The sequence below is a fragment of the Citrobacter sp. CK206 genome (assembly GCF_030333125.1).
GTDB lineage: Bacteria > Pseudomonadota > Gammaproteobacteria > Enterobacterales > Enterobacteriaceae > Citrobacter_B > Citrobacter_B koseri.
The window spans coordinates 288350-301093 of the sequence record NZ_JAOWGM010000021.1 but is presented as its reverse complement, the minus strand read 5'-3'; the positions used below and the strand labels follow the sequence as shown (position 1 = coordinate 301093).

Here is a 12744-nt window from a genome sequence, read left to right as displayed (position 1 = left end):
GGGACGGCTGGCGGCACGCCGCACAGCCTGTCGCTTCAGTCATCCAGAATGGGAGAGAATCCGCCGTAAATCATGCGCTTGCCATCAAAAGGCATGGCATCGCCAAACTCTTTCATTCGTGGGTCTGACATCATTTTCTGATTCGCCGCGTCGCGAACCTCTTTCGAAGGGTATTCAATCCAGCTAAACACCACCTCTTCGTGATCTTCCGCTTTCACCGCCATGCGAAAGTCGGTCAATTTGCCGTCCGGCACATCATCAGCCCAACACTCAACGACGCGTAACGCCCCAAACTCTTTAAAGAGAGGAGCCGCTTTTGCCGCCATTTCCCGATACGCCTCCTTGTTTTCAGCAGGTACGGCAACCACAAAACCATCAACATACTTCATGAGAAAAACCTCCGAAGCGTACTGCGCGGCAAGCCAATTCTGGCCGCGTCAGTCGTTGTTAAGTCTAGTCGCCATCGCGTTACTCTGCTGTGGGCGAATGACGAACCCGAATGCGTACTCGGGGCTGATAGCGAAACCACGGCAAGCAGATCTGAATCAGCGGCCCGATAGCCAGCGCATACAATACCGTACCGACGCCCAGCGTCCCCCCCAGCAACCAGCCGCTCAGCAATACCGAAACTTCAATCGCCGTACGGATGGCGCGTATCGACCAACCGGTGCGCGCGTGAATCCCGGTCATCAGGCCATCTCGCGGGCCTGCGCCGAAACCGGCCCCAATATACATGCTGGTCGCCAGCGCGTTGACCACTACAGCGGAGATCAACAGAACACTGCGGACAAGCAACGACTCAAAAGCGGGCAGTACAGCCAGCGCAACATCCGCCGCCAGTCCAATAACGATCACGTTGCTGATGGTGCCAAGACCCGGGCGTTGACGCAGCGGAATCCACAGTAATAACACCAGCACGCCAACGGCGATAATCACCATGCCAATGTTCATTGACAGCAAATTCGCCACGCCAAGGTGGAAAACGTTCCACGGATCGGCCCCTAAGTCCGCACGCACAAACATTGCGGTCGATACGCCATAAAGAGCCAGACCGGTATACAGTTGAATCAGACGACGCAGCATTCTTCCATTCTCCCCGTTCAGATACCTTTCATCTTTACCGCAATTGGCACTATGATTAATGTCCAGTTTTAAAAAAGTGGACTGCTATGTCATCACGCCGCTATGGAAGCCAGTCTCTTCAGCGCCTGCTTGGGCACTGGCAGGAGACCCCCTCACGTACTCCTGTCTGGCGTCAGCTGGCGGAGGCCCTGCGTCTGCTGATTCTTGATGGCCGACTGGCGCTCGATAGCCGACTGCCCGGCGAACGCGAACTGGCCGCCGTATTGAAGATCAGTCGAACAACCGTCGCCAGCGCAATGGCGCAACTTCGGGAAGAAGGCTATCTGGAAAGCCGTCAGGGTAGCGGTTCGCGGGTGATCTTACCGGATGCCATCCACCCAGTACCCACGCGCGGCGGAGCCAATATGGCATTGGATCTCTCTACCGCCGCGCTCAGCGCAGGCCCTGAAATTCACCAGGCTTACCAGCAGGCGCTTTGCGCAATGCCGCAGCATCTGCTGAGTTCCGGGTATCTGCCGCAAGGTCTGCTCTCTTTACGTGAATCTATCGCCCGGCACTATTGCGAGCGCGGCTTGCCAACCCGCCCTGATGAAATCATGGTGGTCAATGGCGCCGTGAGCGGGCTGGCGCTGCTCCTGCGACTCCTGACGGGCCCGGGCGATCGCGTGGTGGTGGATCACCCGACCTACCCGCTCGCAATCGCCGCGATTCAGGGAGCCTCCTGTCGCCCCGTTGGCGTCTCATTGCCCGAACAGGGTTGGGACACCGCCGGTCTGATGGCGACCATTGCGCAAACCGCGCCGAGAATGGCTTATCTGATGCCGGATTTCCATAATCCCACCGGGCGCTGTATGGATGCCGCCACGCGGCAAGCGGTCGCGGATATTGCCGCCAGAACGCATACCACGCTGGTTGTGGACGAGACGATGGTTAATTTGTGGTACAACGCCCCGCCGCCGCCCCCACTCGCGCATTACAATGCCGACGCGCCGATTATTATGCTGGGATCGGCAGGAAAAAGTTTCTGGGGCGGGTTGCGTCTGGGGTGGGTTCGCGCCTCATCACGGACAATCGCCGCGCTGGTACAAACCCGGGATACGTTTGATTTAGGATCGCCGGTACTGGAGCAGTTAGCGACCGGCTGGCTGCTTGATAATGCCGCCAGCTTTCTTCCTGACAGACGGCAGTTGCTGTCCCAACGACGCGACCTGTGTTGTGAACTGATGCACGCGCATTTTCCTGAATGGCGCTTCAGGCAGCCGCAGGGCGGGCTCTCTTTTTGGGTGGAGTTACCCGACACGCTGGCCACGCTCTTTGCAACGCGCGCCGAAAGCGAAGGGATTCAACTGGGCACCGGTACGCGTTTTGGCCTCGCGGGTGCGTTTGATCGTTTCTTACGTATGCCGTTCACCCTGCCGGATGAAACACTGCGATCGGCTTTTCAGACATTACAGCCGATATGGGACAACCTGCGCTCACAAAACAGCGCAGGGAAAATACGCAAAATTATCTAATATGGCCTGTCATCGTCGTTTTATTGCTGGCGTGGGACGGGGAAACCTTTCAGGGAAATAATGAAGTTCTCGCCGTCTTTCTTTATTTTTGCCCCGGCATCGCACCAGTCGGAGGCAATACGAAAGAATTCATCACTACCAACATTCCAGTTAAGACGAACATGCTTCACATAGCCGGAACGCAGTAATTCGCAGGCTTCGCCATAATTACTGGCGATTGAGAGTTGTTGTTTCATTTTTTCTTCTTGAGTAATCTGCGTAATGCTTTGATTTCTTTAGGAGTAAGCGGCTCATCTACGGATTCTTCCGTATGCTGACTGTCGATATCACTCGCCGAGACTCCCGCCTCTTCTGCGGCCTCAAATGCAATCAGCAGCAGTTTTTCTGTGGTGATACTTAAGTTCTCATTATTTGCTTCGGCATAATGGCGAAGCTTCTCTTTTAACGTCTCATCGATTTTGACATTTAGTACAGCAGTAGCCATCGTAAAGAGTCCTTGTAAACAGGCAAAACACGTCGTGTGCGACACAGCTATCGTCACCGCGTGAATATCAGGGCACAAACTGATTAATAACGTCCCGATAACACTCTGCCAGCATTTGATGACAAAATAATGACGTTAATATGACAAGAGGAGGAAAATGAAGAGGTTGCCGGACGGCAGAATTGGGTGGGGGCCCTGCCAGCTACATCCCGGCACACACGTCATCTGCTCTGGCTGCTTCCTTCCGGACCTGACCTGGTAAACAGAGTAGCGTTGCGGGAGAACCAACAGAGCCCCCATTGAGAGCGTTGTTAACCAACGCGCAGGCGCATTATCACTGCTGGCCCCTGTAAATGCAACCCATCCAACATCGGATGCTGTTTTCTTGCGCAATGAGACTTCACTCCCCGGCGGTTCACGATTATGCTGGGAGATTATCGCAGGAATGAATGATGGACAGACAAGACACTTTCCCCCAACGCGTCTGGCAAATCGTGGCCTCAATCCCCGAAGGGTTTGTCACGACTTATGGCGACGTCGCCCGCCTCGCCGGTTCACCTCGTGCCGCGCGTCAGGTCGGCGGCGTATTAAAACGATTGCCGGAAGGCAGCACCCTCCCCTGGCATCGGGTCGTGAATCGTCATGGCGCCATCTCCCTGACCGGGCCAGACCTGCAACGCCAACGTCAGGCGTTACTGTCAGAAGGCGTGGTGGTCTCGGGGAGTGGGCAAATCGATATGCAACGATATCGCTGGATTTATTAACCCTCTCCGGCCGGAGAGGGTTGTCCTGTGAGAGCTTAGTACTGTGTCGGCGCCGGTACGGCGGAAGACGGGTTCACCTGCGTCGGTGACGTTGACGGTACGGTTGTCGCTGCGCCGCCGCTGGCCTGAACAGGCACTGCCGTTTGCTGAACCGGCACCAGCGTCAGATCCGCTTTCGTGCCGCCCTGATTAATGACCGGCTGTACGGTATCGGTGATAAAGACCAGTTTGTCATTAATCGTCACGGCGGCGCTCAACAGAATCCGCGCATTTGGCTGGATGTCAGCCGGGTTAAACGGCAGTACAAAGCTAAATGGCGACTGTTTCCCCTCGGTGCGCACCGCTTTCTGCGACAGCACTTTCGACGGCGCATCCGCCAGTGAGGCATCAGACAGCGTCACGGTCAGTACGGCATCCGGTGGCAGGGCCACTTTCTGACGGATCCAGACGGTACCGGAGACATTAGGTTGCTGAATAGTTGACTGTGTAGCCACGCCAGAAGTATTCGGGTCAGGCGCAGGCGTCTGGATATCTGCGCTTCTGTCTGCGCAGGCTGCCAGAGCAACCGCAACCGCTAAACCACTTACCATGTGCACGAGTTTCATTAAATTCTCCTTATCATCAATGCATCAGCGGGAGGTGCTTTACCCGCCGGAAGAGTGGTTAACAAAGACATAACGTGACTAAGTGTGGCATATCTCACTTATTTTTGCCTGGAATTAGTCCGTAATTCAGACTATTGCACCCATCGGACCACTTTCAAAATTGCGTTATACTCTGCCTACCTCGCTTCGGCGCCGTTGTTACCTGGAGAGCACGTATGAGTCAGGCACTGAATAATTTGCTGTCATTGTTAGATCTGGAAAAAATTGAAGAAGGACTCTTTCGGGGCCAAAGTGAAGACTTAGGATTACGTCAGGTTTTTGGTGGTCAGGTGGTCGGTCAGGCGTTGTATGCCGCCAAAGAGACCGTACCTGAACAACGTCTGGTTCACTCTTTTCACAGCTACTTTCTGCGCCCCGGCGACAGCCTGAAGCCCATTATTTACGATGTGGAAGTTCTGCGCGACGGCAACAGTTTCAGCGCGCGTCGCGTCGCCGCCATCCAGAACGGGAAGCCTATTTTCTATATGACAGCCTCCTTCCAGGCGCCGGAAGAGGGATTTGAGCATCAGAAAACCATGCCGGACGCCCCTGCGCCGGAAACGCTGCAATCGGAGACGGAGATCGCCCGTTCATTGGCGCATCTGCTGCCGCCCGTGCTGAAAGAGAAATTTATCAGCGACCGCCCGCTGGAGATCCGCCCGGTGGAGTTCCACAACCCGTTAAAAGGCCACGTTGCGAACCCGACGCGCCAGGTCTGGATCCGCGCCAACGGTACGATACCGGATGATATCCGCATTCATCAGTATCTGCTGGGTTATGCTTCCGATCTGAATTTCTTGCCCGTCGCGCTGCAACCCTACGGCATCGGCTTCCTGGAAAAAGGTCTGCAAATTGCCACGATCGACCATTCAATGTGGTTCCATCGCCCTTTCAACATGAACGAATGGTTGCTGTACAGCGTAGAAAGCACCTCGGCTTCCAGCGCTCGTGGTTTTGTTCGTGGGGAGTTTTACACGCGGGATGGCGTGATGGTCGCGTCGACCGTTCAGGAAGGCGTGATGCGCAATCGCAATTGAAAATGGCCGAATGGCGACGCACAAGCGTCGCCTCCGGCCTGTTGATGATCAGGCGTTATACGCATTCTCGCCGTGGCTGTTGACGTCCAGACCTTCGCGCTCCTGCTCTTCCGGTACGCGCAGCCCAACGGTGATATCCGCCAGTTTGTAGCCGATAAACGCCACTACGCCAGACCAGACGATGGTGATAGCGATACTCTCCAGCTGCACCAGCAGCTGATGCCCCATCGTCACGCCTTCGGCAAACCCTACACCGCCGAGGGTGGTGGACGCAAAGATCCCGGTCAGGATACACCCAACGATGCCACAAACGCCGTGGATGCCAAACACATCGCAAGGATCGTCCACACGCAGCAGACGTTTAAGCATCGTCACGCCCCACAGACCCGCCAGCCCCGCAACGACACCGAGAATCAACGCGCCGCCGACGCCAATGTAACCACAGGCTGGCGTTATGCCGACCAGTCCCGCGATAGCGCCGGAGCAGGCGCCCAGCAGAGAAGGTTTACCGCGCAGCGCCCACTCGCCGAAAATCCACCCCAGAATAGCGGCAGCCGTTGCCACCACGGTGTTAACAAAGGCCAGTGCAGCAATCTCGTTCGCCATGCCCGCCGACCCGGCGTTAAAGCCAAACCAGCCGATATAGAGGATCGCGGTGCCGGTGAAAACCATCGGCAGGTTATGGGGTTTGAACGCCTCTTTACCAAAGCCGACACGCTTGCCAATCAGATAAGCCCCCACCAGACCAGCAATCGCCGCATTGATATGCACGACCGTACCGCCCGCAAAATCCAGCGCGCCGTGAGAAGCCAGCAAACCGCCGCCCCAGACCATATGCGCAATCGGGATATAGGAGAGCGTCAGCCACACCACCACGAAAATCAGTACCGCAGAGAAGCGGATACGTTCAGCCAGCGCCCCCACGATCAGCCCGACGGTAATGCAGGCGAAAGAGCCCTGGAAAGCAACGTGAATATACTGGTAGAAACTGCCCATCACTGCCGTGAGTTCAATATTTTTCAGCATCACCCAGTTGAAGTCGCCAAAGAAGTTGTTCCCCTCGCCAAAGGCCAGCGAATAGCCGTAAACAACCCATAAAATACAGACCAGCGCGAAGGTGACGGCAACCTGCGTCAACATCGACAGCACGTTCTTTCCACGGATCAATCCGCCATAGAACAGAGCAATGCCCGGAATGGTCATGAACAGCACCAGCGCGGTGCAAATCATCATAAAGGCATTGTCGGCTTTATCCACAACCGCCGGAGCCGCCATTGCCAGACCTGGAAGCAAAGCCAGTGAAGCAAGGCCAGTTTTCATCGTTGCTATCTTCATCTTTTCGTTCCCTATCACTGTGTGCCAGGAGTTACAGTGCCGCTTCGTCGGCTTCGCCGGTACGAATACGAATGACACGTTGCAGCTCAGCGACAAAAATTTTGCCGTCGCCAATTTTTCCGGTGTAGGCCGCCTTGCTGATGACCTCAATGACTTCATCAAGCTGGTCGTCGGCAATCGCCACATCAATCTTCACTTTGGGCAGGAAGTTGACGCTGTATTCCGCACCGCGGTACAGCTCGGCATGACCTTTCTGACGCCCGAAGCCTTTCACTTCGGTGACTGTCAGCCCTTGAATACCAATCGAAGACAGTGCTTCACGGACGTCTTCCAGTTTGAACGGTTTGATTACCACGGTAACCAGCTTCATAGATCCCCTCCTGTCAGAATTCGATAATGTCTGCCGCTTCACGACAGGGATATTGCAAGGGGTGTGCCAGAAATGAAAAACGCGGGATAATTCAGGCTTGTAGGGTGCGGCCGGGGAAGGAAAAGAAAAAACGCACTATAACGGTGCATGGTACGTTACATTTTTGCACCAGATTGTTGATTGCCGGATGGCGGCGTAAGCACCTTATCCGGCCTACAAGACCGCATTGTCCGTAGGCCTGATAAGCGCAGCGCCATCAGGCGCTGAGCGATTCCTCACGCGCACTGGCCGCCAGCTCTTCACCGGCGAGCTGTAGTTGGTACATCTGCCAGTAACGCCCTTGCGCTTCGAGCAGTTGTTGATGCGTACCGCGCTCAACCGCCTGCCCGCGATGCAGCACCAGAATGGTGTCCGCATCGACAATGGTTGACAGGCGGTGTGCAATCACCACCAGCGTGGTGTGTTCACGCACTGCCGCCAGCGCTTGCTGAATCGCCTGCTCAGTACCGGAGTCAATGCTGGCGGTGGCTTCATCCAGAATCAGAACCTGCGGCGTATCAACCAGCACCCGCGCCAGCGCCAGCAGCTGTTTCTGCCCGACGGACAGATTATTGCCCTGCTCGCCCAGCCGGGTGTGGATACCCTCGCTCAGACTACGCGCCAGCTCCGCCAGTTGCACGGTTTCCAGCGCCTGCCAGACCTGTTCCTCAGAAATATCGCGCCCCAGCGTGACGTTTGCCAGGAACGTATCCGCCATCACCACCGGGTCCTGCTGCACCATCGCGACTCCCTGACGTAAAACCCCGTGGCTCAACGTTGACAGAGAACGACCGTCAAGGCGAATGTCTCCCTGTGTAAGCGGGTAATACCCCATCAGCAGGCTGGCGAGGGTACTCTTGCCGCTGCCGGTATGCCCGACCAGCGCCACAAAGCTGCGCGACGGAACGGAGAGCGTAATGTTTTGCAGCACCAGATTGTCGTCACGGTAGGCGAAGGAGACATCATCAACGTCAATCCTGCCCGACTGCAACGGGCGCTCATCCCGACCATAATCCTGGCGTGGGCCGTCCATCAGTTCGAATACGCGCTCCCCCGCCACCGCAGCCTGTTGCAACATCGACTGTTGGGTCGTCAGTTCAATCAATGGCTCGTTCAGACGCCCCAGATAGCTGATAAAGGCGTACAACACCCCGACTTCAATGGTGCCGCGCGAGGTAAAGCTAAACAGCATCAGTAATCCGCAGAGGATCAGCGCGGAAAAAAGGCTGAGCAGCGGGCGCAATAAAAAGCCGTCCAGTCGCAGGGTCTGCATCCGCGCCATATAGTGCGAGCGGCTGGCCTCCCCCATTCTCTCGCCGAACCGCGCCTGCTGGCGGAACTGCTGAATGACGCTCATGCCGTTAATGACCTCATTGAAGCCATCATTGATGTCCGCCAGATATGCCCGCACGCGGCGCACAATCGGCGTGCTATAGCGCTGGTAAATCACCATCACCACCAGCACCGCCGGGAAAATCGCCATCGCGACCAGCGCCATCCGCCAGTCGAGGCTGAACATGGCGACCAGCATCGCGCCAATTAACGCCGCGCTACGCAGCACCGTCGCCACGACCGTAACGTAAAGGTCGCGGATGACTTCCGTATCATTGGTCACGCGAGAGATCAGTTGCCCCACCGGCTGCGTGTCAAAGGCGCTCAGTGGCTGGCGCAAAGCGGCATCCATCACATCGGTACGCAGCTGTTGCACTACGCCGACGGCCGCCTGATTAAACAACAGCGACTGCGCATAATGCAGCCCCGCCGCCAGAAACTGTAAGCCAATGTACGCCGCCACCAGCCCCGCGACCATGCCCAGAGGCAGGTGGCTCTTCGCGACCATATTGTCGATAAAGTAGCTGATAAGTAACGGGCCGCTGACTTCCGCCGCTGCCGCGATCCACAGCATCACCACGGCGATGGCAAGCGGTTTACGCCACGGCGAACCATACGCCAGCAGCCTTTTCAGGGTCGGCCATAACTGTCCAAAACTACGCATCTGCCGTCTCCTCGTTGATTTCAGGAGCGTCAGTCAGCGCCGCCTCCAGTTGCTGATAGCGATACATATCGCGATACCAGCCCGTTTGCAGCACTAATTCATCGTGATCGCCACGCTGGGCGACATGGCCATGCTGCATCACGATAATCTCGTTGGCTTCCGTCAGAGCGGATAAGCGGTGCGCGCTAATAATCACGGTGCGCCCCTCTCCCCACTGGCGTAAATTATGCAGAATCTGGTGTTCGGTACGGCCATCCACCGCCGACAGCGCATCATCCAGAATCAGGATTTCCGCATTGAGCAGTAACGCGCGCGCAATAGAAATGCGCTGTTTTTGCCCGCCGGACAGCATGACGCCGCGTTCACCCACTTCGGTGTCATATCCTTGAGGCAGACGCAAAATATCCTCATGCACGCTGGCCAGCCGCGCCACCTGTTCAATCTCTTCCTGCGTCGCGTTTGGGCGCCCCAGCGCGATGTTATTGCCGACCGTGTCGGAGAACAGGAACGGCGTCTGGCTGACGACCGCCAGGCGACTGCGCCAGCTATCAAGCTGCAAGCGCGTCAGCGGAATATCATGAAAACGGATATCCCCCTGCGTAATATCGAAATGGCGCTGAATAAGCGAAAGAAGAGTGCTTTTCCCCGCGCCCGTCGGCCCGCAGATCCCCAGCATCTGCCCTGGCTCAAGCTGGAATTGTACATTTTCCAGCGCCGGATGCGCGGTTTGCGGGTAGCTGAATTCACGAATGGAGACCGTCAGCGCTCCCCGACCTTCCGGCACCGTCTCCGTTCCGTCGTTGACGACCGGCGCTTCCGCCAGCATCGCGCGGATACGGCTGTACGCTGCGCTACCGCGTTCCACAATGTTAAACATCCAGGCCAGCGCTAACATAGGCCAGATCATCAGCCCGAGGTACATCATAAAGCTGGTCAGTTCCCCAAGCGTCAGCGTACCGTGCACTACCATCCAGCTTCCGCCGCCGATGGCAAGCAGATTAGCCATGCCGATGGCAATATAAATCGTGGGATCAAAACGGGCGTCGATACGTGCTACCCGCATATTTTTCTTCCCGGTATCTTCCGCGTCCGCCGCAAACAGCGACGACTGTCGATCTTCAAGGCCAAAAGCTTTGATCATGCGAATGCTGGTCAGGCTCTCCTGGGTACGATCGTTCAGACTGGAAAACGCCGCCTGCGCCAGTTTGAAGCGGTTATGCAGACGGTCGCCGTAGCGCTTGATCATCAGCGCCATAATCGGCATAGGCAGCAGCGCGAACAGCGTCAGTTGCCAACTGAGCTGCGTTGACATCACGATCAGCACGGCGCAGCCCATCACCAGCGAATCCACCAGCGTGAGCACCCCTTCCCCGGCGGCAAAGACGACACGATCGACGTCGTTAGTCGCGCGCGCCATTAAGTCGCCGGTGCGGTGTCGCAGATAAAATTCCGGGTGCTGGCGACTGAGCTGGCGGTAGTAATCTTCACGCAGTTCAACCGCCAGTTGATAAGAGGCGCCGAACAGCAGCACGCGCCAGACATAGCGCAACAAATAGACGATTACCGCAATCATGGCCATCGTGCCCACCCACATCAATACCTGACCGGTAGTGAAATGTTGCGCAGTGACGCCATCCACAACGATCCCGACCACTTTGGGCGGGATCAGCTGAAGGACAGCGATAATGATAAGCAAGGCCACGGCGCCGAGATAGCGACGCCACTCCCGACGGAAGTACCAGCTTAATTGAGCAAATAATCGCACGCGTTATATCCTGACATGATTTCCGGCAATATTTTCCGGGAGAATTATTCAATAGGCAGAGCGGTTGTGTACTTAATCTGTTCCATCGCAAAGCTCGACGTTACGTCTGACAATCCCGGAACACTGTTCACCAGACGTTTGTAGAAGTCGTCATAACGCTTCATATCTGCTACCTGAACCCGCATCAGATAGTCGTATTCCCCGGCCATACGCCAGAACCCCAGCACTTCCGGCATTTCGGTGACCACCGTCACGAAGCGGCTGTACCATTCACTACTGTGATGCTGGGTTTTGATCAGTACGAATGCCGTTAACCCCAGACCCAATTTCTCTGGGTCCAGCAGCGCGACTTTACCGAGGAGAATGCCGTCGTCTTCCAGACGTTTCAGCCGTTTCCAGCAGGGTGTGGTGGTCAGATTAACGGCATCGGCCAGCGCCTGCAAAGAGAGGGTGCAGTCCTGCTGCAACAAAAGCAGCAGCTTACGGTCAATTTTATCTAACATACCCACCCCACAGAGAAGATTTTTCTCCTTACATTCTATTTTAAAGGTGAAATGGCAACAATTTTTTCCGTGCTTTTCGCTAATCTGGGCACAAAATGACAAATGGAAATTAATGATGAATAGCACCTGGGTTAAAAACGCCATTAATGAAATTAACGCTGACTATCAGCGTTCAGCCGACACGCATCTGATCCGGTTGTCGCTACCGGCGTTTCCGGGCATCCAGATCTACCTGAAGGATGAAAGCACCCATCCGACCGGCAGCCTGAAGCACCGTCTGGCGCGTTCATTGTTCCTGTATGGGTTGTGTAACGGCTGGATTAAAGAAAACACAACCATTATTGAATCCTCCTCCGGTTCAACGGCGGTTTCCGAAGCCTGGTTCGCCCGACTGCTCGGCCTGCCGTTTATCGCGGTAATGCCTTCCTGCACGGCAAAACGCAAAATCGAACAAATTGCGTTTTATGGCGGTCGCTGCCACTTTGTCGAAAGCGCCTGCGAGATTTACGCCGCCTCCGAGCAGCTGGCGCGCGAGCTGGACGGTCACTATATGGATCAGTTCACCTATGCTGAACGCGCCACCGACTGGCGCGGCAATAATAATATCGCCGACAGTATTTTCCATCAGATGCAGCGTGAGCCGAATCCGGTGCCGAAGCATATCGTGATGAGCGCGGGGACAGGCGGCACGTCAGCGACAATTGGCCGCTATATTCGCTGTCATGGGTATGACACGCGCCTGATGGTGGTTGACCCGGAAAACTCGGTCTTCCTGCCCTACTGGCAGGATCGCGACGCTACATTGCGCAGCCCGGTGGGCAGCAAAATTGAGGGGATTGGCCGCCCGCGCGTGGAACCTTCCTTCATCCCGGATGTGGTGGACGAAATGCTGCGCGTACCTGACGCCGCCAGCGTCGCGACCGCGCACTGGCTGGAAACGCAGCTGGGCCGTAAAGTGGGCGCCTCCACCGGCACTAATATGTGGGGAACGTTGCAGATTGCGGCCAGAATGCGCGACGCCGGAGAGACCGGTTCTCTCGTCACGCTGCTGTGTGACAGCGGCGAACGCTATCTCGACACCTATTACAATCCCCAGTGGGTTAACGATCACATTGGCGATTTAGCGCCGTGGCAGGCGGAAATTGCCCAACTGCTGAACGTCCGTTAAGCGGCATAAAAAAAGCCAGGCTTTACGGGCCTGGCTTGCTGG

Annotated in this window: 13 protein-coding genes, 1 other RNA gene and 1 pseudogene; 4 read left to right on the top strand and 11 right to left on the bottom strand. The window is 56.2% G+C overall.

Annotated elements, in window-relative coordinates:
- Nucleotides 1-35: 35 nt before the first annotated feature.
- Nucleotides 36-389, bottom strand: coding sequence for a DUF1428 domain-containing protein (locus OGX81_RS04485; RefSeq protein ID WP_012133521.1), 354 nt, complete (start codon nt 387-389; stop codon nt 36-38).
- 79 nt (nt 390-468) lie between these two features.
- Nucleotides 469-1083, bottom strand: coding sequence for a membrane protein YczE (gene yczE / locus OGX81_RS04480; protein WP_104868983.1), 615 nt, complete (start codon nt 1081-1083; stop codon nt 469-471).
- A gap of 86 nt (nt 1084-1169) precedes the next feature.
- On the opposite strand from yczE, the gene yczR reads away from it, so the two are divergent.
- A complete protein-coding gene (yczR, locus tag OGX81_RS04475) occupies nt 1170-2597 on the top strand; it encodes a MocR-like transcription factor YczR (RefSeq protein ID WP_104868984.1) in 1428 nt (475 codons plus the stop codon).
- A 20-nt stretch (nt 2598-2617) separates the two neighbouring features.
- On the opposite strand, the gene OGX81_RS04470 is transcribed toward yczR, so the two are convergent.
- The 3 genes from OGX81_RS04470 to ffs all read right to left on the bottom strand — a co-directional run bounded on the left by OGX81_RS04470 (nt 2618) and on the right by ffs (nt 3371).
- Nucleotides 2618-2833, bottom strand: coding sequence for a hypothetical protein (locus OGX81_RS04470; protein WP_012133524.1), 216 nt, complete (start codon nt 2831-2833; stop codon nt 2618-2620).
- Nucleotides 2830-3081, bottom strand: a complete 252-nt coding sequence (locus tag OGX81_RS04465; protein ID WP_012133525.1) for a hypothetical protein — start codon at nt 3079-3081, stop codon at nt 2830-2832. Before OGX81_RS04465 ends, OGX81_RS04470 begins: the two co-directional genes overlap by 4 nt.
- 193 nt (nt 3082-3274) lie before the next feature.
- An RNA gene (ffs, locus tag OGX81_RS04460) (signal recognition particle sRNA small type) lies at nt 3275-3371 on the bottom strand.
- Between the two features lie 84 nt (nt 3372-3455).
- Between ffs and OGX81_RS04455 the strand changes: the two are divergent.
- Nucleotides 3456-3845 (top strand): annotated as a pseudogene (locus OGX81_RS04455) (MGMT family protein).
- Nucleotides 3846-3880: 35 nt separating this feature from the next.
- Here the strand turns inward: OGX81_RS04455 and OGX81_RS04450 are convergent.
- Nucleotides 3881-4450 (bottom strand): YbaY family lipoprotein, encoded by a 570-nt coding sequence (locus OGX81_RS04450; protein WP_012133527.1) that lies wholly within the window; start codon nt 4448-4450, stop codon nt 3881-3883.
- 215 nt (nt 4451-4665) lie between these two features.
- Here OGX81_RS04450 and tesB point away from each other — a divergent pair, with 215 nt between their 5' ends.
- A complete protein-coding gene (gene tesB, locus OGX81_RS04445; RefSeq protein ID WP_012133528.1) occupies nt 4666-5526 on the top strand; it encodes an acyl-CoA thioesterase II in 861 nt (286 codons plus the stop codon).
- A 48-nt stretch (nt 5527-5574) separates the two neighbouring features.
- Here tesB and amtB read toward each other — a convergent pair whose 3' ends face one another.
- The 5 genes from amtB to decR form a co-directional block, all read right to left on the bottom strand.
- Entirely contained in the window at nt 5575-6861 is a 1287-nt protein-coding gene (amtB, locus tag OGX81_RS04440; protein ID WP_024130590.1) for an ammonium transporter AmtB, read from the bottom strand.
- 31 nt (nt 6862-6892) lie between these two features.
- Nucleotides 6893-7231 (bottom strand): P-II family nitrogen regulator, encoded by a 339-nt coding sequence (gene glnK / locus OGX81_RS04435; protein WP_012133530.1) that lies wholly within the window; start codon nt 7229-7231, stop codon nt 6893-6895.
- Nucleotides 7232-7487: 256 nt separating this feature from the next.
- Complete coding sequence (locus OGX81_RS04430) at nt 7488-9266, bottom strand: SmdB family multidrug efflux ABC transporter permease/ATP-binding protein (protein WP_104868986.1); 1779 nt, start codon at nt 9264-9266, stop codon at nt 7488-7490.
- On the bottom strand, nt 9259-11031 hold the full coding sequence (locus OGX81_RS04425) for a SmdA family multidrug ABC transporter permease/ATP-binding protein (RefSeq protein ID WP_104868987.1): 1773 nt from the start codon (nt 11029-11031) through the stop codon (nt 9259-9261). The genes OGX81_RS04430 and OGX81_RS04425 overlap by 8 nt, the downstream gene beginning before the upstream one ends.
- Before the next feature lie 44 nt (nt 11032-11075).
- A complete protein-coding gene (gene decR / locus OGX81_RS04420; protein ID WP_012133534.1) occupies nt 11076-11534 on the bottom strand; it encodes a DNA-binding transcriptional regulator DecR in 459 nt (152 codons plus the stop codon).
- 112 nt (nt 11535-11646) lie between these two features.
- On the opposite strand from decR, the gene OGX81_RS04415 reads away from it, so the two are divergent.
- Entirely contained in the window at nt 11647-12702 is a 1056-nt protein-coding gene (locus OGX81_RS04415) for a PLP-dependent cysteine synthase family protein (RefSeq protein ID WP_104868988.1), read from the top strand.
- Nucleotides 12703-12744: the final 42 nt, after the last annotated feature.